We start from the raw sequence: 20,480 nt of genomic DNA on the forward strand, positions 1-20,480 counted from the left end.
CCGGCGCGGTCCTCGGAACAACACAAACATCTAACGGGGCAAACGCAAACCCCTGGCGTCAGAGAATGTCACACTCCCACGGACCACCGACATCGCCGTGACCGCCGCTGTCGCGGCGGCCGACATCGCGGATCAGTGTTCGTGGGCGCCCGAGAGCTTGAACGCCAGCCGGCCGTGCGCGAAGCCGCCTCCGGCCCGGATGGCGGTGGCCACCCACGCGGCCTCGGCCAGCTCGCCCTCGCTCGCTCCGGCCGCAACGGCCTTCTGGCTGTGGGCGTCGATGCAGTAGACGCACTGCGTGGTGATGCTCACGGCGAGCGCGATCAGTTCGCGGAACTTCAGCGGGATCTCGCGCCCCTCGCTCTGGAACACCGCGCCGTCGAAGGCCGCGAAGGCCGCGAGGATGTCGGGCGTCTCCTTCTTGTAGACGGAGGTGTAGGCGCGGTCGGAGGGGTCGAAGTACTCGCTCATGGTGATTCCTCTCGGGGATGGACGGCGTGAGTCCTCCGGATGCTACAGGCCGCCGGCCGGGCTGTAACAGCAGGTAACGCTGGATGACGGCGAACGAGCGGCCGAGTTCTCAAAAAGCGCATTTGATCAGCACTTCCTCGCAGCCGTGATCGATCACGTGCGGTTATGGACCGACCCAATCCGGGCTTATGGGACGCCGCGGGCAGGCCCGACCTAGGATCGTCCGCACCACGATTAGGAGTCCCTCCATGCCCATCGAACTGCGCTCCCGCCTGCAGATCGCCACCCAGTCCATCGGCGACCCGGCCACTCAGATCGCCCGCCGCGCCGCGCGCAGCGGCAACTGGTCGGTGCGCCACTCCACGAACGTCGAGACCGTGCTGCAGGCGGCCCGCGAACAGGAGGAGATCGGCTACGACGGCGTGCTCGTGGCCGAGCGCAGCGGATGGCCCGACGTCTACGCGCAGTCGGCCTGGGTGCTGGCGAACACGAGCCGCCTCTCCACGGTCTCGGCGCACCGGATCGGCCGGCAGTCCCCCACCACCACTGCTCGACTGGCCCAGACCATCGACACCCTCTCGGGCGGCCGCCTGATCCACCACTTCATCACCGGCCACAACGAGCAGGACCAGCAGCGCGACGGCGACTTCCTGCCCAAGGAGGAGCGCTACGAGCGCGCGGCCGAGTTCCTCGAGGTGTACGTGCGCGAGCTCACCGCCACCGAGCCCTTCGACTTCGACGGGCACTACTACCGGGTGCGCGACGGGCTCTCCGGGGTGGGCAACACCTCGGCCCCCTACTCCGAGATCTCCTGGGCCGGATCCGCGCCCCGCGCCCTGGAGGTGGCGGCCCGCTGGGCGGACACCTTCTCGATCCCGGCCACGTCGCTGGCCGACACCAAGGAGATCACCGAGAAGGTACGCGCGCTCGCCGCCGCCGAGGGCCGCACGCTGCGCTACTGGCACAACGCCAACCACATCGTGGCGGCCACCGACGACGAAGCCCGTGGTGTGGCGGAGGGGATCGTGCGCGAGCTCGAGAGCGAGAAGGGCCTGCTGGCGCTGGACATCACGCAGCCCGAGTCGGTGAGCCGGGCCCGCATCTACGAGCAGGCGCTCGAGGGCGACTGGGTCGACGGCTCGCTGTTCCTGGGCCTCGCCCGGGTGACCGGCGTGGAGAGCGTACCCGCCTTCGTCGGCTCGCCCGAGACGGTCGCCGCCGCGATGCTGCGGCACTACGAGAACGGCGTCGAGATCTTCGGCATGGACCCCACCGCCTACACGCAGGAGGAGTTCGAGCTGAAGAAGGAGCTCCTGCGTCTGCTGCGCGAGGGTGCCGACGCGATCGACGCCCGCCGGGCCGCCGAGGCGGACGACGCCGGCGCGGTCGCGGCCTACGCCGCCGCCGCGGAGACGACCGCATGAGCGGCACGACCGGCGTGACCGGCACGACCGGCGCCCCCGGCACCTCCGCGGCCGATTCCTGGCTCGCCGCCCACACCGAGGAGCTCATCGCCTGGCGCCACCACCTGCACCGGCATCCCGAGCTCGGCCATCAGGAGACGGCCACCACGGCGTTCCTCGTCGGCGTCCTCGAGGACGCCGGGCTCGCCCCGGTGGTGCTCCCCGGCGGCACCGGCCTCACCGTGGATCTGGGAGAGGGCGAGGGCCCGCTGGTGGCCCTCCGCGCCGACCTCGACGCCCTCCCCGTGCTCGAGCAGACGGGCCTGCCCTTCGCCTCCGAGGTCGAGGGGCTGATGCACGCCTGCGGCCACGACGTGCACACCGCCACGCTGCTGGGCGCCACGCTCGCCCTGGCCGGGCTGCCCGCGCTGCCCGGGCGCATCCGGATCCTGTTCCAGCCCGCCGAAGAGGTGATGACCGGGGCGATCGCCGCGGTCGAGGCCGGCGTGATGGACGGGGTCGACGAGATCTTCATGCTGCACGTCTCGCCGCAGCTGCGCACCGGCACGATCGGCGCGGCGGTGGGCCCGGCGACGGCGTCGTCGGATGCGATCACCGTGCACCTGAGCGGCCCCGGCGGACACTCCTCCCGCCCCCAGGACACCGGCGATCTCGTCTACGCGCTCGGTCTCGTGGCCACCGGGCTCCCCGGCCTGCTCACCCGGCGGCTGGATCCGCTGGACTCCGGCGTGCTGGTGTGGGGTCAGGCCTCGGCCGGCCACGCCGCCAACGTGATCCCCACCGAGGGCCTGCTGCGCGGCACGCTCCGACTCGGCACCCGCACCGCCTGGGACGCCGCACCGGAGCTGGTCGCCGAACTGGTCGGCGCCCTGCTCGCCCCCACCCGGGTCGATCACCGGCTCGACTACTCCCGCGGCGTGCCGCCCGTGGTCAACGACGCCGGGAGCGTGGCCGTGGCCCGCCGGGTGGCCGACCGCGTGCTCGGCGAGGGCGGTTTCGTGCCGCTGGAACGCGGCGGCGCGGGAGAGGACTTCGCCTACTACCTCGACCACGCCCCCGGCGTGCTGGTCTCGCTCGGCGTCTGGGACGGCGAGGGCGAGCCCACCGGCGTGCACCGCGGCACCTTCGTCGCCGATGACGCGGCCCTGCCCGTCGGCGTGCGCGTGTACACCGAGCTCGCCCTCACGGCGCTCGCCCAGCTCACCGCCGCCGCCCCTTCCGCCGGCGATACCCCCGCCACCCCCTAGATCCCCGCACCCACACCCCTGCAACCGAGGAACCCCACCCCCATGAGAAGATCACGCACCGCGCTCGCATCCGCCGCCGCACTGGCCGCATCGGCCCTGCTGCTGGCCGGATGCTCGGCGCCCGCGGCCTCCGACGACGCCGCCACGAGCTACCAGGACACCATCCACTACCCCGTCGCCGCGAGCATCCCGACGCTCGATCCGCAGATCAGCCCCTCGGGCGTGGTCGCGAACATCGACGCCCACATCTTCGAGACGCTGGTGGCGCAGGACGAGACGCTCACCCCGCAGCCCGCCCTCGCCGAGTCGTGGACGACCAGCGAGGACGGCCGCTCGTGGACCTTCACACTGCGCCAGGGCGTGCTCTTCCACAACGGCGAAGAGCTGCACGCCGACGACGTGGCCGCCTCGCTGAACCGCTGGAAGACCGTCACGGCGCGCGCCAAGACCCTGCTCGGCGACAGCGAGTTCACCGTGGTGGACGACTACACCGTGGCGCTGCAGCTCGCCGAACCACGCGGCGACCTGCTCGCGCAGCTGTCGAACCCGCTGCAGTTCGCGGCCGTCATGCCCGCCGAGATCGCCTCGACGGCGCCGGCCGAGGGCATCTCCGAGTACATCGGCACGGGCCCGTACAAGTTCGACGCCTGGAACGCCGACCAGAACGTGCAGCTCAGCCGCTTCGACGACTACACCGGCGTCGACACCGAGCCGAGCGGATACGCCGGCCGCAAGGAGGCTCCGACCGAGAACATCTCCTTCGACTTCGTGCTCGATTCGGCCACCCGCTTCTCGTCGTTCCTGAGCGGCGAGTACGACTTCTCCGACGTCACCGTCGACAATTTGCCCCAGGTGCAGGCGCAGAACGACGTCGAGGTCAGCAAGGAGCTCTCGACCGGCTATGTGGTGGTCTTCAACATGACCAGCGCGTTCTCCGGCGACCTCGCCGCGCGCGAGGCGGTCAACGCCGCGATCGACGCCGACGACTTCATGACCGCCGTCACCTCCGATCCCGAGCTGTACCGCCTGAACCCCGGGTACGTGTACGAGGAGAACGCGAACTGGTGGACGGATGCCGGCTCCGACGGGGTCTTCAACACCCCCGACACCGACTCGGCGAAGCAGAAGCTGGCCGACGCCGGCTACGACGGCCGCGAGATCCACATCCTCACCAGTCACGACTACGGCGAGGTGTACTACAAGTCGGCGGTCATCCTGCAGAGCCAGCTCGAGGCGATCGGCGTGAACGCCGTGCTCGACATCTACGACTACGCCACGCTCATCCAGAAGCGCAACTCGCTCCAGGGCTGGGACATCTACGCCGGCGCCTTCCTGGTGCCCTCCACCCCGTCGCAGCTGCTGTACCTCACGCCGAACTACGGCGGCGCCACCGATCCGGAGCTCGCGAGCCTGGTCTCCGGCACGGCATCCGCCGTCTCCGACGCCGACCAGAAGGCGTCGAGCGAGGCCCTGGAGCAGTACCTGTGGACGAACCTGCCCACCATCAACGTGGGCGACTCCTACACCTACCGCGCCATCCGCGACTCCGTCTCGGGGTATCAGAGCCTGAACGGGGCTCCGATCCTCTGGAACACGAAGATCGCGGAGTAACCGGCCCCATGCTGCGGTACGGACTCGCGCGGCTGCTCGCGCTCGTGCAGGTGCTGGTCGTGATGTCGATCGTCATCTTCGCGCTCATCTACGCGATGCCGGGCGACCCCGCCTCGGTCATCCTGGGAGACGACGCGAGCGCCGAGCAGATCGCCGAGTTCCGTGCCCAGCTGGGCCTCGACCAACCGGTCTGGCTGCGCTATCTCGACTGGCTGTGGTCGGCGCTGCACGGCGACCTCGGCTACTCGATCTTCCTGCACGACGACGTGGCGCACATCGTGGCGGAACGTCTGGTGCCCACGGTCTCGATCGCGCTGCTGGCGACCGTGGTGAGCGTGCTGGTGGCCATCCCGCTTGCCCTCGCCGCGGCCCGGCGGCGCGGTGGCGTGGCGGATGTCTCGCTCTCGGCCGTGGCGATGCTCGGGCTCGCCGTTCCGGGCTTCCTGCTGAGCCTGTTCCTGGTGCAGCTGTTCGCCGTGCAGCTCGGCTGGCTGCCGGTGGCGGGCTACGCCGACCCCTCGGAGGGCATCGGCGAGTTCCTGCGCTACCTCGTGCTCCCCGCCGTCGCCCTCGGCGTCGTGCAGGTCTCCGTGCTCGGGCGCGTCACCCGGGTGTCGGTGGTGGATGCGCTGGCCGGGTCGTTCATCGCGGTCGCCGAGGCCAAGGGCGTCTCGCCCGGCGGCGTGCTCTACCGGCACGCCCTGCGCAACGCTCTGGTGCCGATCGTGACAGTGCTGGCCGGCTCCTTCGGCACCCTGCTGGCCGGCGCCGCCGTGGTGGAGACCATCTTCAACATCCCGGGCATCGGCCAGCTGGTGGTCACCGCCATCTCCCGGCGCGACTACCCGGTCATCCAGGGGACCGTGCTCGTGATCGCCGTCATCTACGTGCTGCTGAACTTCGTGGTCGACCTGCTCTACCCGCTGCTGGACCCGCGCATCCGCCTCACCGCGGGAGCGAAGCGATGACCGCCGCACCGGGCGCCGGGCCACGCACCGCACTGCGCCGGCTGGGGGCCGCGCTCGCCGCCCGCCCCGCCGTGCTGGTGGGCATCGTGCTGCTGGTCGTCTGCGCCCTGATCGCGCTGCTGGTGCCCCTGTTCTCGCCCTACGACCCCAACGCCGCCGTGGTCGCCGACCGGATGCAGCCGCCCTCGGCCGCGCATCCGCTCGGCACCGACGACTTCGGCCGCGACCTGCTGGCGCGCCTGGCCGTGGGCATCGGGATGTCGATGCAGGTGAGCATCGCCGTCTCGGTGGTGGCGCTGCTGCTCGGCCTCTTCCTCGGGCTCGTCGCCGTGTTCGTGCGGCCGCTGGACCAGGTGATCATGCGCATCTGCGACGGGTTGCTCGCCATCCCCGGCGTGCTGCTGGCACTGGCCGTGGTGGCGGCCACCGGCGCCTCCGTCGGCAGCCTCATCGCGTGTCTGATCGTGGTGGAGACCCCGGGCCTCGTGCGTCTGGTGCGCTCGGCCGCGCTCTCCGCCCGCGAGCGCCGGTACGTCGAGGCGGCGGAGGCGGCGGGCGTGCGGCGCCCCGCCGTGATCGTGCGGCACGTGCTGCCCGCCGTGCTGGTGCCGGTGGCCGTGCAGACCTCGGCGGTGTTCGGCTCCGCCATCATCATCGAGGCCGCCCTGAGCTTCCTCGGTGCCGGCATCCCCGCCCCCACGGCGAGCCTCGGCAACCTGCTGAGCGAGTCGAAGGCCTTCCTCTACACGGCGTGGTGGCTCACCGTGTTCCCCGGGCTGGCGCTCGCCGCGCTCGTGCTCGGCGCCAACCTCATCGGCGACGGCATCGGCGGCCGCGGTGTTCTGCGGTTGCGCTCACGCCGCGCCCGTGCTCGTGCCCGCTCGCGTGGCCTGGATCCCGACGCACCGGATGTGCCGGGCATGAGCGAGCTCGATCGCGAGAGGATGATCCGGCCGTGACGCAACCCACGCTGCGAGTCTCCGGGCTCACCGTCTCCTTCGGCGCCACCCCCGTGGTGGCCGACCTGGATCTCACCCTCGCGCCGGGCGAGGTGGTGGCGCTGGTCGGCGAGTCCGGCTCCGGCAAGTCCACCACGGCCCGTGCCATCCTGGGCCTGCTGCCGCCGGAGGCCGAGGTGCGCCGCGGCGAGGTCGCCCTCGACGGCATCGCCCTGCTCGGCCTCTCGCCGCGGCAGCTGCGCCCCCTGCGCGGCCGCCGGATCGGGTACGTGCCGCAGGATCCGGCGAGCTCGCTCGACCCGGTGCAGCGGATCGGCCGTCAGGTCGCCGAGGTGTTCCGGGTGCACGGCATCGGCTCTCGCGCCGACCGGCGGGGGCGGGTGGTCGAGGCGCTGCGGACGGCCGGCATCGACGAACCCGAACGGCGGATGCGCCAGTTCCCGCACGAGCTCTCCGGCGGGCTGCAGCAGCGGGCCCTCATAGCGATCGCGCTCGCCGCCTCTCCGCAGCTGCTCGTGGCCGACGAGCCCACCAGCGCGCTGGACGTGACGGTGCAGAAGGAGATCCTCGACAACCTGGCGCAGAGCACGGCCTCCCGCGGCACCTCGGTGCTGCTGATCACGCACGACCTCGGCGTGGCGGCGGAACGCGCCGACCGGATCGTGGTGCTGAACGCGGGCCGGATCGTCGAGCAGGGCCCGGCCCGTACCGTGCTCACCGCGCCGCAGCACGAGTACACCCGCCGGCTGGTGGCGGCCACGCCCTCGATGGGTGCGGCCTCCCTCACCGTCGTCGATCGGCAGCCGCACACCCGGGAGGCCGGACCGTTTGCCCAGGCGCGCGACGCATCCGCTCCCCCGCTGCTCACGGTGACCGATCTGGTGAAGGATTTCGGATCGGCCGCACGCCGTCGCCGCGCCGGTCGCGACCAGGCGCCGCCCGCCGTGGACGGCGTCGGTTTCGAGCTCGCGCGCGGCACCACGTTCGCCCTGGTCGGCGAATCCGGCTCGGGCAAGACCACGACCGCCCGGATCATCGCCCGTCTGGAGACCGCGACGAGCGGATCCGTGGTCTTCGACGGGGCCGACATCACCACGGCGGCCGGCGAGCGGCTGCGTCTGCTGCGCCGCCGGATCCAGTTCGTGCACCAGAACCCGCACGCGGCGCTGGACCCGCGCTTCACCGTCGCGGAGGCGATCGGCGAGCCGTTGCGCGCCTTCGGCCTCGGCGACCCCGGCGAGCGCCGACGGCGGGCCGGCGAACTGCTCGATCGCGTCGCCCTCCCCACCGCCCTGCTGGACCGCGGCACCGCCCGGCTCTCCGGCGGCCAGGCGCAGCGCGTCGCCATCGCCCGAGCGCTCGCCCCCGAACCCGAGTTCGTGGTGCTGGACGAGGCGGTCTCGGCGCTGGACGTGTCGGTGCAGGCGCAGATCCTCGAGCTGCTGGCCGGGCTGAAGGCGGATCTCGGCCTCAGCTACCTGTTCATCTCGCACGATCTCGCGGTGGTCGCCGAGATCGCCGACGAGGTGGCCGTGATGCGGGGCGGACGCCTGATCGAACGCGGCTCACCTCGCCAGGTGTTCGCCGCGCCGGCCGACCCCTACACGCAACGGCTGGTCGCCGCGGTGCCGGGCACCGCCTGACGCATCACGTCACGAAGCGACACACCCCGCCGGCGGTGTCGTAGCGTGAGAGCATGCCCGATCTGCTCGATCTCGTCGCCCTGCGCAGTGTCGTGGAGATCGCCGAGGCCGGTTCGTTCACCGCGGCCGCGCGATCGCTCGGCATCAGCCAGCCCGCCATCAGCCAGCACGTGCGAGGGCTCGAACAGCGCTTCGGCACCGCCCTCGTCGGCCGGGCCGGCCGCCTCACGCGCTTCACCCCCGAGGGCGAGCGCGTGCTCGCCGAGGCGCGCCGCCTGCTCGCCGCGCACGACGAGGCCCTGCGCTCGCTCGAGCACATCGAGGCGCCGCCGATCGTGATCGGGTCCACCGGGCACTCCGTCTCCGGCATCCTGGGCCCCCTGCTGGAGCAGCTGCGGTCGACGCTGCCCGAACGGCGCACCCTTGTGCGCATCGAGCCGCCCGAATCGCTCACCACGCTGCTCGACGAGGGCTCGATCGACGCCGGACTGATGATCGGCTACGACTGGAACGCCCCGGGCGACGAAGTGGGCCGGATGCCGCTGCGCTGGTTCAGCGCGCGACCGGTGTCCTCCGCCGCGCCGTCCGCGGGCCTGCCGCTCGTGGTCAGCCGCCCGCCCTGCCGGATCCGCCACCTCGCCCTGACCCACCTGGCCCGGGCCGGCCGGCGCACGAACATCGTCGCGGAGTGCTCCGACCTCGGCGGGGTGCTCGACGCCGCCCGAGCCGGCCTCGGCGTCGCGCTGCTCCCCGCCATGCCCGGCCAGGCGATCGACGGCCTCTACGAGCGCCACGACCTGCCCTCGGTCGGGCCGGTCAGCGTGCGGCTGGTCGCCCGCCGGGGCCTGGACGACACCGTGCACTCGGCCGTCTGGAACGCGGCCCTCGCCTCGATCGCCGGGCGCGCCAAGGCGATCTCCGCCTGAGGCCGCGAACGGCGGGACGGAGCCGGCCCGGTGACGGGCCGGGCGATCAGGCCAGGTAGCCGCTCACGACCGCGCGGCAGGCGGCGATCGCCGCGGCGTCGCCCTTGGGGTCGGCGATGAAGGCGCGCACGAGCAGCGCATCGGCCACGGTGAGCGCGATGTCGAGCCGCTCGGCCAGCGTGCCGTCGTCGGTGATTCCGAGCTCGTCCACCAGCGCCGCGGCCAGCGGGCCGGAGACCCGGGCGGCCGCAGCCGTGCCGCCGTCGACCTCGGGCAGCGCGATCTGGTCGCTCAGCCGGATCGACGTGAAGCCGGGCTCGGTACGGTGCAGCTCGACGGTGGCGTCGATCAGGCAGCCGAAAGCGGCGTCGAGGGTGGTGGGCTTGGCGCTCTCGAGCTTCTCGACGCTCGCGCGCAGGAAACGCTCGAAGCTGCGCAGGCTCATGGCGCCGAGCACGGCGATGCGGTCGGGGAAGTAGCGGTAGACGGTGCCGATGGAGGCACCGGCGCGCTCGGCCACCATGGCGGTGGTCAGACGCTCGATGCCGACTTCGGCCACCACCGCCGACGCGGCATCCAGCAGCGCGCCGATGCGTTCGCTGCTGCGAGCCTGTACCGGCTCGTTGCGGACGTTCCCCGTAGTCGTGAGCGCACCGCTCACCAGGTCGTTGAATGACAAATTCCGCCCGTTCCTTCCCGTTTCCCGCTGCAAGTCTAGTTGCGCCAAGGTGAGAAAGTGTCGCAAGGGCGCGCCCGATCCTCGAAACGGCGAGGCGTGACAGACTGGAAGCGTGTCTTATGACCCCGCCGCGGCACCACGGCTGCACCGTGCCGCACGAATCGACGACGCGCTCCACGATTTCCGCGAGGCGTGGGCGAGGCGTCGAGGGCACCAGCCGACCGTCATCCCGTACGCCGGATACGGGTCGACCTCGCGCATCCGGGTGCTCGGCCGTGTGCTGCTCACCAAGGAGCCGAAGGCCGGATCGCGCGGCGCCCGCAAGCAGCAGCGCCGCGAGGAGCGGGTTCGCGGCTGGCGCAGCTTCACGAGCGTGCCGGTGGGCGACGTGGAGGTCACCATCGAGGTCGAGGGCATCGTGCGCACCGTCTTCGCCGATCGCGGCGGTGTAGTCGACACCGACGTCGACGTGGAGCTCGAGCCCGGCTGGCACACCATCACCATGCGCACGCTGGATTCGGATGCGGTCGAGGCGCCGGTCTACATCGTCGCGCCCGAGACCTCGTTCGGCGTGGTCTGCGACATCGACGACACCGTCATGGTGACGGCGCTCCCCCGGCCGTTCCTGGCGTTCTGGAACACCTTCGTGCTCGACGTGCACGCGCGCACCCCCACGCCCGGGATGGCGGTGTTCCTCGAACGGCTGATGGAGGAGCATCCGGGCGCCCCGTTCATCTACCTCTCCACCGGGGCATGGAACGTCGCCCCCACCCTCACCCGGTTCCTCGGCCGCAACCTCTACCCGCGCGGTCCGCTGCTGCTCACCGACTGGGGGCCCACGCACGACCGGTTCTTCCGCAACGGGCGCGAGCACAAGGAGAAGAACCTGCGCCGCCTGGCCGCGGAGTTCCCCGGCATCCGCTGGGTGCTGATCGGCGACGACGGCCAGCACGACGAGGAGATCTACAGCGAGTTCGCCGCCGAGAACCCCGACAACGTGCGCGCCATCGCCATCCGTCAGCTCTCCCCCAGCGAGGCGGTCCTGGCCGGCGGCCGCGCCAAGAGCGAGGGAACCCCCACGGAGGTCCCCCGTGTCTACTCCCCCGACGGCGCGGGCCTGGCGCAGCAGCTGGGTGCGCTGGGCTGACTGCGGCGGCGATGGTGCGCCGCGATGGTGCGTCGGCGGTTTCACGGGTGTGTCTGTCGGGCTGTGCTAGTTGCGGTGGCGCCGGGCTTCGCTCGGCGTCACCGGGCTTCGCTCGGCGTCACCGGGCTGCGCCGGTCCCTGCCCGGCGCAGCGCGACATGTGAGCGCGCGGTCGACGGGCGCGGGCTTCGCTCGCACCCGTCGGCCACACGCTCACCTTGGGTCGGCGGGTACGGCCTGAGACTTTGCGTCCTCGACTTCCGTTGCTGCCTGGAGCTCTCTTACACCCCTTCGGCGTGGGACTCCAGGAACTGGTAGACCTCGTTCTCGTCGACTCCGGGGAACTTGCCCGAGGGGAGGGGCGAGAGGATGTGGGCGTGCAGCTTGGCGGAGGGCCAGGCGGCGTCCGACCAGCGGTCGGCGAGCGCGGAGTCGGGGCGGCGGCAACAGCTCTCGTCGGGGCAGGTGGACTGCACCCGGCCCTGCGTGTCGCGGCCGCGGAACCACTTCGCCTCGGAGAACGGCACGCCGAACGTGATCGAGAACTCGCCGGCATCCGTCTTCCCCGTCTGGGTGGCGCACCAGTAGGTGCCCGCGGGCGTGTCGGTGTACTGGTAGAACTCCGTGGTGCGGTTGGTGCGGCCGAGCGCCCCGCGCGCCGCCCACTTGCGGCACACCAGCTGCCCCTCCACCGCACCCGTCACGTCGACCGGCAGCGGCAGCTCGTCGTTCTCGTAGGCCTTGTAGATGGCCCCGTCCTTCCCCACGCGGAGGAAGTGCACGGGCATGTCCAGGTGCGCGGTGCCGAGGTTGGTCATCCGCAGCGCCGCCGCTTCGTGGGTGACGCCGAACGCGTCCCGGAAGTCTTCGACCGAGAGGTCTTTGCGCTGCTTCGCGGCCCGAAGGAAGGCGACGGATGCCGTCTGCGGCATGAGACACGCAGCCGCGAAGTAGTTGATCTCGAGCCGCTGCTGCAGGAACTCGGCGTAGCTCTGCGGCGGCTGGTGACCGAGCAGCCGGTGCGCCATCGCCTGCAGCGCCATCGACCGCAGACCGTGCCCGCCCGGGATGGAGGCCGGCGGCAGGTAGATGCGCCCGTTCTCCAGGTCGGTGACGGATCGCGCCGAGTGCGGCAGGTTGTCGACGTAGATCAGCGTGAAGCCCAGGTTCTCGGCCAGCAGCGAGACGCTGCGGTGCGTCAGTGCGCCCGAGGTGTGTCCCACCGTCGCCAATGTCTCCTCGGCGAGCTTTTCCAGATCGGGCAGGTAGTTGTTCTTCGCCCGCATCGCCATCCGGTTCTCGGTGTTCGCCCGCCGCGCCTCCTCGGGCGTCGCGATCGACTCCGTGGCCCGGCGGCGCAGCTCCCGGTGCAGCCCCACGAGCGACTCGAGGGTCTCCAGCGGCAGGTTGCGCGAGGCGGGCACGAGCGGCAGGCCCAGCGATCCGTAGAGCGGGCTGCTCTGCGCCTTCGAGAGCTCGATCTCCAGCGCCGTGCGCGCATCCGGAGCCTCGTCGCTCAGCAGCTGGGTCACCGGCACGTCGAGCGCGCCGGACAGCGACTGCAGCAGCGAGAGCTTCGGCTCGCGCCGCCCGTTCTCGATCAGCGAGAGCTGCGAGCCCACGACCCCCACCCGCGCCCCGAGCTGGTCGAGCGTGTAGCCCTTCTCTTTCCGGTGGTGCCGGATGCGTCGCCCCAGCGTGATCAGGTCACTGCCCTCGGCCAATTTTGTCTCCTGTAAAGATCGGCGAATCTTTCCACGCAATTATGCCGAATCGCGCCCTCGCACTCTACATAGTGGAAGAACCGCCACACAATTGACAGAAAAGGTCTGCGCGATGAGCATCCTCGAAACCAGCAGCATGGTCGGAGTCGACGGCCCGAGCAAGAACCACGACGTGAACGAGTGGGTGCGCGACGTCGCGCTGCTCACCAAGCCCGACTCGATCGTCTGGTGCGACGGCTCCACCCGCGAGTGGGACGAGCTCACCAAGATGATGGTCGAGCAGGGCACGCTCATCCGCCTCAACCCGGAGTGGCGCCCCAACAGCTTCCTGGCCCGCAGCGACCCGGCCGACGTGGCGCGCGTCGAGGACCGCACCTTCATCTGCTCCGAGAACGAGGCCGATGCCGGCCCCACCAACAACTGGCGCAACCCCTTCGCCATGCGCGAGGAGCTCACCAAGCTGTTCGCCGGCAGCATGCGCGGCCGCACCATGTACGTGGTGCCGTTCTCGATGGGCCCGCTGGGTGGCCCGATCTCCCAGCTCGGCGTGCAGGTCACCGACTCGCCCTACGTGGTCGTCAGCATGCAGCTGATGACCCGGATGGGCGAGGCGGCGCTGAACCTGATCGAGCCCGAGACCGCCTGGGTGCCCGCGCTGCACTCGGTCGGCGCCCCGCTGATCGCCGAAGACGGCACCCGCAAGGCCGACGTGGCCTGGCCGCACAACCCCGAGAAGTACATCAGCCACTTCCCCGAGACCCGCGAGATCTGGTCGTTCGGCTCGGGCTACGGCGGAAACGCCCTGCTCGGCAAGAAGTGCTTCGCGCTGCGCATCGCGAGCGTGATGGCCCGCGACGAGGGCTGGCTCGCCGAGCACATGCTGATCATCAAGATCACGAGCCCGGAGGGCAAGGTCTACCACGTGGCCGCCGCCTTCCCGAGCGCCTGCGGCAAGACCAACCTCGCGATGCTGAACCCGAGCGTGCCCGGCTGGAAGGTCGAGACCATCGGCGACGACATCGCCTGGATGCGCCCCGGCCCCGACGGCAAGCTGCGCGCCATCAATCCCGAGCGCGGTTTCTTCGGCGTGGCTCCCGGCACCGGCATCACCACCAACCCCACCGCGGTCGACACCGTCTGGGGCAACTCGATCTTCACCAACGTCGCCCTGCGCGACGACGGAGACGTGTGGTGGGAGGGTCTCACCCCCAAGGCTCCGGCGCACCTGATCGACTGGCAGGGCAACGACTGGACGCCCGGTTCCGCCACCCCGGCCGCGCACCCCAACTCGCGCTTCACGGTGACCGCCGACCAGTGCCCCTCGATCGCCGAGGACTGGGACTCGCCCGAGGGTGTGGTGATCGACGCCATCCTGTTCGGCGGCCGCCGCCCCTCGACCGTTCCGCTGGTGTCGCAGGCCCGCGACTGGAACCACGGCGTGTTCATGGGTGCCACGATGGCCTCGGAGACCACCGCGGCCGCCGAGGGCGCCGTGGGGCGCCTGCGCCACGACCCCTTCGCCATGCTGCCGTTCTGCGGCTACAACATCACCGACTACTTCGCCCACTGGCTGGAGATCGGCGAGCAGCTGGGAACGGATGCTCCTCCCGTGTTCTCGGTGAACTGGTTCCGCAAAGACGAGGACGGGAAATTCATCTGGCCCGGCTTCAGCGAGAACTCCCGTGTGATCGAGTGGATCGTGCGCCGCCTGGAGGGTTCCGTCGACGTGGTCGACGCCCCGATCGGCAAGCTGCCGAAGGTGCGCGACTTCAACGTCGACGGACTCGACCTCAGCTACGAGCAGCTGCAGGGCATCCTCTCGGTCGACCGCGCCGCCTGGAAGCGTGAGGTCGACGAGGTCGAGCGCTACTTCGACGAGCTCTCCAGCGAAGAGGGTCACGCCGTGCCCACCGAACTCCGCCGCCAGCTCGCCTCCCTGAAGGCCAACATCCGCTGACCTTCTCTCGCAGAACTACCGCCGAATGGCCGCTGCCCCCGGGACAGCGGCCATTCGGTATTCTTGAGAGAACCACAGTGAGGCACCTCTCCATCTGACACGGTGCCGTCTATATCGCCAGGAGGTCCACCATGCCCGCACACGTGCCCGACAAACCCGCTCTCGAGGGGCTCGAGAGCAAGTGGGACGCCGAGTGGACCACCCGCGGCACCTACCTCTTCGACCGCGCCGGCGCCGTCGACGGCGGGCGCGACTGCGTCTACTCGATCGACACCCCGCCGCCCACCGCGTCCGGCTCGCTGCACATCGGCCACGTGTTCTCCTACACGCACACGGATGTCGTGGCCCGCTTCCAGCGGATGGCCGGCAAGCAGGTGTTCTACCCGATCGGCTGGGACGACAACGGCCTGCCGACCGAACGCCGGGTGCAGAACTACTACGGTGTGCGCTGCGACCCCACGCTCCCCTACGACCCCGACTTCACGCCGCCGTTCGAGGGCGGCGACAACAAGTCGTCGAAGGCCGCCGACCAGATCCCCATCTCGCGCCGCAACTTCATCGAGCTCTGCGAGGTGCTCACCGTCGAAGACGAGAAGCAGTTCGAGTCGCTCTGGCGCGACCTCGGCCTCTCCGTCGACTGGACCCAGACCTACCGCACCATCTCGCGCGAGGCGCAGGCCGCCTCGCAGCTCGCCTTCGTGCGCAACGTCGAGCGCGGCGAGGCCTACCAGGCCATGGCGCCCACCCTCTGGGACGTCACCTTCCGCACCGCCGTGGCCCAGGCCGAGCTCGAAGACAAGGAGCAGCCGGGCGCGTACCACCGCATCGCCTTCACCAAGGCCGACGGCGAGCCCGTGTTCATCGAGACGACCCGCCCCGAGCTGCTGCCGGCCTGTGTGGCCCTGGTCGCGCATCCGGATGACGAGCGCTACAAGCCGCTCTTCGGCACCACCGTCACCACCCCCGTGTTCGGCGTGGAGGTGCCCGTCGTGGCGCACCACCTGGCTCAGGCCGACAAGGGCTCGGGCATCGCCATGATCTGCACCTTCGGTGACCTCACCGACGTGATCTGGTGGCGCGACCTCGACCTGCCCAACCGCGCGATCATCGGCTTCGACGGCCGCATCATCAGCGAGGCTCCGGATGCGATCGCCTCCGAGGAGGGCCGGGCCGCGTACGCGCAGCTCGCCGGCAAGACCGTGTTCTCGGCCAAGCAGGCCGTGGTCGAGCTGCTGCGCGAATCCGGCGCCCTGATCGGCGACCCCAAGCCCATCACGCACCCCGTGAAGTTCTTCGAGAAGGGCGACCGCCCGCTCGAGATCGTCTCCACCCGCCAGTGGTACATCACCAACGGCGCGCGCGACGAAGAGCTGCGGGCGCGCCTGATCGAGCTCGGCGGGGAGCTGGAGTGGCATCCGGAGTTCATGAAGGTGCGCTACGAGAACTGGGTCGGCGGCCTCACCGGCGACTGGCTGATCTCGCGCCAGCGCTTCTTCGGCGTGCCGCTGCCGGTCTGGTACCCGCTCGACGGCGACGGCAACCCGGTGTTCGACGAGCCGATCGTGGCGACGCCCGACATCCTGCCGGTCGACCCGTCGTCGGATGCGGCGCCCGGCTACTCCGACGACCAGCGCGGCGTGCCCGGCGGCTTCCAGGGCGAGGTCGACGTGATGGACACCTGGGCCACCTCCTCGCTCACCCCGCAGCTGGCCGGCGGCTGGCAGCGCGACGAGGAGCTGTGGAGCACGGTGTTCCCGTTCGACCTGCGCCCCCAGGGGCAGGACATCATCCGCACCTGGCTGTTCAGCACCATGCTGCGCTCGACGCTGGAGACGAACGAGAAGCCGTGGAAGCACGCGGCGCTCTCGGGCTTCATCGTCGACCCCGACCGCAAGAAGATGTCGAAGTCGAAGGGCAACGTGGTGACGCCGGCCGACATCCTGGCCGCGCACGGCTCGGATGCGGTGCGGTACTGGGCGGCGTCGTCCCGGCTCGGCACCGACGCGGCCTTCGACGAGAAGAACCCGACGCAGATCAAGATCGGCCGTCGCCTCGCGATCAAGATCCTGAACGCGGCGAAGTTCGTCTACGGCTTCGAGCTGCCCGAGGGGCACTCCTCGATCACCGAGCCGCTGGATCTCAGCATGCTCACCGAGCTCGACGAGGTCATCCGCACCGCCACCAAAGCCCTGCAGAACTACGACCACGCCCGCGCGCTGGAGACCACGGAGACCTTCTTCTGGACCTTCTGCGACGACTACCTCGAGCTGGTGAAGGAGCGCGCCTACCGCGACTCCTCGGATGCCGCCGGCAAGGCCTCGGCCGTGCTCGCGCTGCAGACCGCCATCGACGTGCTGCTGCGGCTGTTCGCGCCGTTCCTGCCGTTCGCCACCGAAGAGGTGTGGTCGTGGAGCCACGACGAGTCGGTGCACACGGCAGCGTGGCCCGCCTCGGTGGCCGCGGCGCTGCCGTCGGGCGTCACCGCGGAGCTGCCCGCCCACGCCGGCCTGCTGCCGCTGGCCTCGCGGGCCCTGGTGAGCATCCGTCGCGCCAAGACCGACGCGAAGGCCTCGCAGAAGACCCCGGTGGCATCCGCCACCATCACCGGCCCGGCTGCGGAGGTGGCTCTGCTGGAGCTCGCCGCCGCCGATCTCAAGGCCGTCGGCCGCATCGCGGAGCTCGGCTTCGGCGAGGCGGCCGAACTCACCATCGGCGATATAGTTCTAGCGCCCGACGAGAACACCCAGGAGGGCACAGCATGAGCCAGGAGGCGACGATGCCGATTCAGGTCAGGCCGATCGAGCACGGGGAGTTCTTCCCCTGGCACGCGGTGTACACCGGCTACGGCGAGTTCTACGAGAAGCCGCTGCACGACGAGAAGGCCGTGCTGGTGTGGAGCTGGATCATCGACGACGCGAACGAGCTGGAGTGCCTCGTGGCGATCGAGGGCTCCGGCGACGAGAAGCAGATCGTGGGGATCGCGCACTTCCGCGAGTTCGCCCGCCCGCTCGACGGCACCCGGGGAATCTACCTCGACGACCTGTTCGTGCTGCCCGAGAAGCGCAAGCAGGGTATCGCCACCGCGCTGATCGAGGGCGTGGCCGAGGTCGGCCGCTCGCGCAAGGCCAGCGTGCTGCGCTGGATCACCGCGAAGGACAACGAGACCGCCCGTGCGCTCTACGACCAGGTGGCCGAGAAGACCAAGTGGGTCACCTACGACAAGGCGCTCTGATGATCCAGCTCGGTACCCGCTGGCTCGTCGGTGACGAGCCGCCCTCGCGTCTCCCCCAGCCCGTGATCGACGCGATCTACGAGGTCGAGGGCGAACTCGCCGAACAGGGCGTGGCCGCCGCCGGCGAGTGGAGCTGGACGCTCACCTGGCTCGAGGGCAAGCCCGTCGTCGAGCTCGACGACGAGACCGTCATCGAGTACGACCCGGAGGCCGACGCCGCCCTGGTCACCGCCCCCGGCGAGTAGGCCGATCGATCCCGTCGACCTAGAACTCGGGGTTGCGCGGGGTGTAGTGCTCCTCGAGCGCGGTGAGCTCTTCGGGGGTGAGCTCGAGGTCGAGCGAGGCGACGGCGTCGGCGAGATGCTGCGGCTTCGTGGCGCCGACGATCGGCGCCGAGACCGCCTGCTGCTGCCGCACCCAGGCGAGGGCCACCTGCGCGCGACTCACGCCCCGGTCGTCGGCGACCCGGCCCACGGCCTCGGTGATCGCACGGTCGGCGGCATCCGCCTGGCCGTAGAAGCGCTTCGTGACCCAGTCGCTGTCGGTGCGCTCGGTCTCCGTGCCCCACGGCCGCGTGAGGCGACCGCGAGCCAGCGGGCTCCACGGCAGCACGCCCACGCCCTGGTCGAGCACGAGCGGATGCATCTCCCGCTCCTCCTCGCGCTGCAGCAGGTTGTACTGATCCTGCATCGACACGAACCGCGTCCACCCGTTTCGCTCGGCCGCGTGCTGCGCCGTCGCGAACTGCCAGGCGAACATCGACGAGGCCCCGATGTAGCGCGCCTTGCCCGCGCGCACCACGTCGTGCAGGGCCTCCATCGTCTCCTCGATCGGCGTCTCGGGGTCCCAGCGGTGGATCTGGTACAGGTCGACGTAGTCGGTTCCCAGCCGCGTGAGGCTCGCATCGATCGCGTTCAGGATGTGCGCCCGCGAGAGCCCGTGGTCGTTCGGGCCGGCGTCGCGCGCCAGCGGGAAGAACACCTTGGTGAGGATCTGCACCTCGTCGCGCCGGGCGAGCTCGCCGAGCATCCGCCCGGTGATCTCCTCGCTCGTGCCGTCGGAGTAGCTGTCGGCGGTGTCGAAGGTGGTGATGCCCGCCTCGAGCGCCTGCTCGAAGAACGGGCGTGACTGCTCCTCGGGCAGCGTCCACGGATGCGGACCGCGGTCGGGCACGCCGTAGCTCATGCAGCCGAGCACGACGGGTGAGATGCGGAGGCCTGAGCGGCCGAGACGAACGCTGTTCACGATGATCCTTTCGTTGCACTGCGGCGGCGCCACGGGAAGGCGCTCCACAGCATGATGACGCCGCCCACGAGCAGCCCCCAGAACGCCGATCCGATGCTCACCACGACGATCCCGGATGCCGTGACCAAGAAGGTCGCGATGGCCGGGATGCGATGGGCCGGCACCTCGATCGCCGCCGACACCGAGGTCGCCAGGGCGCCGAGCAGTGCCAGACCGGCCACGGCCGTGATGAGGATCGGCGGCGCTGCCGAGATGAGCGCCGTGGCCACGCCGGCGGCCAGACCGAACACGATGAAGCCGATGCCCGAGGTCACCGTCGCGATCCAGCGCTTGGCCTTGTCGGGGTGCGAATCGGGGCCGGCCATCAGCGCCGCCGTGATCGCGGCCAGGTTCACCGCGTGGCCGCCGAAGAACGACCCAGCCATCGTGCCGAGGCCCGAGGCCAGCAGCGCGGGCCGCGGCGGCACGGTGTACCCGAAGGTCGACATCACGGCGAAGCCCGGAACGTTCTGCCCGGCCATGGTCACGACGAACAGGGGGATGCCGAGGCTCACGATCACGAGCGGATCGAACACCGGCGCCACGAATGTCAGCTGCGGCGAGAGCGAGGCCTCGCCCAGCCACGCGGTTCCGGCGCTCACGCCGATGCCGATCGCGGCCACCACCATCGCCGCCGGCACCGCCCAGCGCGGGGCGAAGCGGAACAGCACCAGCCAGGTCAGGATGACGGGCAGCGCGAGCCACGGGATCTCGATCGCCGCCGTGATCGGCGCCAGGCAGATCGGGAACAGGATGCCGGCGAGCATCGCGCTCGCCAGCGGCCGCGGGATGCTCGTGATCGCGCGCCCGAGCGCCGGCCAGAGCCCGCAGAGCACGATCAGCGCCCCGCACACCAGGAACGCGCCCGTGGCAGCCCGGAAGTCGTTGGTGGTCGCCGAGGCCGCGACCAGCAGGGCAGCCCCCGGAGTCGACCAGGCGAACGAGATCGGCATCCGGAACGCGACGGCGAGCAGGATGCAGAGCACACCGCTCATCACGCAGACCACCAGCAGACCGCTCGCCGCCTGGGCGTCGTCCGCCCCCACGGCGTGGAGGCCGGCGACCACGAGCACGAACGAGCTCGCGAAGCCGGTGATCGAGGCGACGATCCCGGCAGAGATGGGCTGGATGATGAGCGCGTCTCCCCCGCGACGGACGGTCACCGCGTGAAGCGGCTAGAACAAGAGCGGCTAGAACAAGAGCGGATAG

Annotated in this window: 17 protein-coding genes; 12 read left to right on the forward strand and 5 right to left on the reverse strand. The window is 70.8% G+C overall.

Annotation, left to right across the window (positions count from 1 at the left end; genetic code table 11):
* Positions 1 to 132 precede the first annotated feature (132 nt).
* A complete protein-coding gene (locus ACN4JJ_RS09290; protein WP_440709633.1) occupies positions 133 to 471 on the reverse strand; it encodes a carboxymuconolactone decarboxylase family protein in 339 nt (112 codons plus the stop codon).
* Positions 472 to 719: 248 nt separating this feature from the next.
* Here ACN4JJ_RS09290 and ACN4JJ_RS09295 point away from each other — a divergent pair, with 248 nt between their 5' ends.
* The 7 genes from ACN4JJ_RS09295 to ACN4JJ_RS09325 are packed head-to-tail and all read left to right on the forward strand — an operon-like array spanning position 720 to position 9,249.
* Positions 720 to 1,895 (forward strand): LLM class flavin-dependent oxidoreductase, encoded by a 1,176-nt coding sequence (locus tag ACN4JJ_RS09295; RefSeq protein ID WP_440709634.1) that lies wholly within the window; start codon positions 720 to 722, stop codon positions 1,893 to 1,895.
* Positions 1,892 to 3,142 (forward strand): amidohydrolase, encoded by a 1,251-nt coding sequence (locus tag ACN4JJ_RS09300; RefSeq protein WP_440709635.1) that lies wholly within the window; start codon positions 1,892 to 1,894, stop codon positions 3,140 to 3,142. The genes ACN4JJ_RS09295 and ACN4JJ_RS09300 overlap by 4 nt, the downstream gene beginning before the upstream one ends.
* Before the next feature lie 42 nt (positions 3,143 to 3,184).
* Entirely contained in the window at positions 3,185 to 4,753 is a 1,569-nt protein-coding gene (locus tag ACN4JJ_RS09305) for an ABC transporter substrate-binding protein (RefSeq protein ID WP_440709636.1), read from the forward strand.
* An 8-nt stretch (positions 4,754 to 4,761) separates the two neighbouring features.
* Positions 4,762 to 5,721, forward strand: a complete 960-nt coding sequence (locus ACN4JJ_RS09310) for an ABC transporter permease (protein ID WP_440709637.1) — start codon at positions 4,762 to 4,764, stop codon at positions 5,719 to 5,721.
* A complete protein-coding gene (locus tag ACN4JJ_RS09315) occupies positions 5,718 to 6,680 on the forward strand; it encodes an ABC transporter permease (protein WP_440709638.1) in 963 nt (320 codons plus the stop codon). The genes ACN4JJ_RS09310 and ACN4JJ_RS09315 overlap by 4 nt, the downstream gene beginning before the upstream one ends.
* On the forward strand, positions 6,677 to 8,323 hold the full coding sequence (locus tag ACN4JJ_RS09320; RefSeq protein WP_440709639.1) for a dipeptide ABC transporter ATP-binding protein: 1,647 nt from the start codon (positions 6,677 to 6,679) through the stop codon (positions 8,321 to 8,323). The genes ACN4JJ_RS09315 and ACN4JJ_RS09320 overlap by 4 nt, the downstream gene beginning before the upstream one ends.
* A 53-nt stretch (positions 8,324 to 8,376) precedes the next feature.
* Entirely contained in the window at positions 8,377 to 9,249 is an 873-nt protein-coding gene (locus tag ACN4JJ_RS09325) for a LysR family transcriptional regulator (protein WP_440709640.1), read from the forward strand.
* 46 nt (positions 9,250 to 9,295) lie between these two features.
* On the opposite strand, the gene ACN4JJ_RS09330 is transcribed toward ACN4JJ_RS09325, so the two are convergent.
* Positions 9,296 to 9,928: a TetR/AcrR family transcriptional regulator gene (locus ACN4JJ_RS09330; RefSeq protein ID WP_440709641.1), complete on the reverse strand. Its 633-nt coding sequence runs from the start codon at positions 9,926 to 9,928 to the stop codon at positions 9,296 to 9,298.
* A 112-nt stretch (positions 9,929 to 10,040) separates the two neighbouring features.
* Here ACN4JJ_RS09330 and ACN4JJ_RS09335 point away from each other — a divergent pair, with 112 nt between their 5' ends.
* Positions 10,041 to 11,075, forward strand: a complete 1,035-nt coding sequence (locus ACN4JJ_RS09335; protein WP_440709642.1) for an App1 family protein phosphatidate phosphatase — start codon at positions 10,041 to 10,043, stop codon at positions 11,073 to 11,075.
* Positions 11,076 to 11,355: 280 nt separating this feature from the next.
* Here ACN4JJ_RS09335 and ACN4JJ_RS09340 read toward each other — a convergent pair whose 3' ends face one another.
* The gene (locus ACN4JJ_RS09340) at positions 11,356 to 12,798 is read right to left on the reverse strand and encodes a helix-turn-helix domain-containing protein (protein WP_440709643.1); all 1,443 of its coding nucleotides are present in this window, start codon (positions 12,796 to 12,798) and stop codon (positions 11,356 to 11,358) included.
* A 112-nt stretch (positions 12,799 to 12,910) separates the two neighbouring features.
* On the opposite strand from ACN4JJ_RS09340, the gene ACN4JJ_RS09345 reads away from it, so the two are divergent.
* The 4 genes from ACN4JJ_RS09345 (at position 12,911) to ACN4JJ_RS09360 (ending at position 18,232) form a co-directional block, all read left to right on the forward strand.
* Positions 12,911 to 14,755, forward strand: coding sequence for a phosphoenolpyruvate carboxykinase (GTP) (locus ACN4JJ_RS09345; RefSeq protein WP_440709644.1), 1,845 nt, complete (start codon positions 12,911 to 12,913; stop codon positions 14,753 to 14,755).
* A 131-nt stretch (positions 14,756 to 14,886) separates the two neighbouring features.
* Positions 14,887 to 17,517: a valine--tRNA ligase gene (gene valS / locus ACN4JJ_RS09350; protein ID WP_440709645.1), complete on the forward strand. Its 2,631-nt coding sequence runs from the start codon at positions 14,887 to 14,889 to the stop codon at positions 17,515 to 17,517.
* On the forward strand, positions 17,514 to 17,987 hold the full coding sequence (locus ACN4JJ_RS09355; protein WP_440709646.1) for a GNAT family N-acetyltransferase: 474 nt from the start codon (positions 17,514 to 17,516) through the stop codon (positions 17,985 to 17,987). The genes valS and ACN4JJ_RS09355 overlap by 4 nt, the downstream gene beginning before the upstream one ends.
* Positions 17,987 to 18,232 (forward strand): hypothetical protein, encoded by a 246-nt coding sequence (locus tag ACN4JJ_RS09360; protein WP_440709647.1) that lies wholly within the window; start codon positions 17,987 to 17,989, stop codon positions 18,230 to 18,232. Before ACN4JJ_RS09355 ends, ACN4JJ_RS09360 begins: the two co-directional genes overlap by 1 nt.
* Positions 18,233 to 18,251: 19 nt before the next feature.
* On the opposite strand, the gene ACN4JJ_RS09365 is transcribed toward ACN4JJ_RS09360, so the two are convergent.
* Positions 18,252 to 19,232, reverse strand: a complete 981-nt coding sequence (locus ACN4JJ_RS09365; protein WP_440709648.1) for an aldo/keto reductase — start codon at positions 19,230 to 19,232, stop codon at positions 18,252 to 18,254.
* The gene (locus tag ACN4JJ_RS09370; RefSeq protein WP_440709649.1) at positions 19,229 to 20,434 is read right to left on the reverse strand and encodes a benzoate/H(+) symporter BenE family transporter; all 1,206 of its coding nucleotides are present in this window, start codon (positions 20,432 to 20,434) and stop codon (positions 19,229 to 19,231) included. Before ACN4JJ_RS09370 ends, ACN4JJ_RS09365 begins: the two co-directional genes overlap by 4 nt.
* Positions 20,435 to 20,480: the final 46 nt, after the last annotated feature.

Origin of the sequence: Herbiconiux dendrobii, from assembly GCF_052048175.1 — a bacterium.
Lineage (GTDB): Bacteria > Actinomycetota > Actinomycetes > Actinomycetales > Microbacteriaceae > Herbiconiux.

Excerpts from the sequence above, each read along its gene's own strand:
- valS (WP_440709645.1), top strand. The coding sequence starts at position 14,887 with ATGCCCGCACACGTGCCCGACAAACCCGCTCTCGAGGGGCTCGAGAGC.
- ACN4JJ_RS09355 (WP_440709646.1), top strand. The coding sequence starts at position 17,514 with ATGAGCCAGGAGGCGACGATGCCGATTCAGGTCAGGCCGATCGAGCAC.
- ACN4JJ_RS09300 (WP_440709635.1), top strand. The coding sequence starts at position 1,892 with ATGAGCGGCACGACCGGCGTGACCGGCACGACCGGCGCCCCCGGCACC.
- ACN4JJ_RS09360 (WP_440709647.1), top strand. The coding sequence starts at position 17,987 with ATGATCCAGCTCGGTACCCGCTGGCTCGTCGGTGACGAGCCGCCCTCG.
- ACN4JJ_RS09295 (WP_440709634.1), top strand. The coding sequence starts at position 720 with ATGCCCATCGAACTGCGCTCCCGCCTGCAGATCGCCACCCAGTCCATC.
- ACN4JJ_RS09325 (WP_440709640.1), top strand. The coding sequence starts at position 8,377 with ATGCCCGATCTGCTCGATCTCGTCGCCCTGCGCAGTGTCGTGGAGATC.
- ACN4JJ_RS09290 (WP_440709633.1), bottom strand. The coding sequence starts at position 471 with ATGAGCGAGTACTTCGACCCCTCCGACCGCGCCTACACCTCCGTCTAC.
- ACN4JJ_RS09305 (WP_440709636.1), top strand. The coding sequence starts at position 3,185 with ATGAGAAGATCACGCACCGCGCTCGCATCCGCCGCCGCACTGGCCGCA.
- ACN4JJ_RS09345 (WP_440709644.1), top strand. The coding sequence starts at position 12,911 with ATGAGCATCCTCGAAACCAGCAGCATGGTCGGAGTCGACGGCCCGAGC.
- ACN4JJ_RS09315 (WP_440709638.1), top strand. The coding sequence starts at position 5,718 with ATGACCGCCGCACCGGGCGCCGGGCCACGCACCGCACTGCGCCGGCTG.
- ACN4JJ_RS09310 (WP_440709637.1), top strand. The coding sequence starts at position 4,762 with ATGCTGCGGTACGGACTCGCGCGGCTGCTCGCGCTCGTGCAGGTGCTG.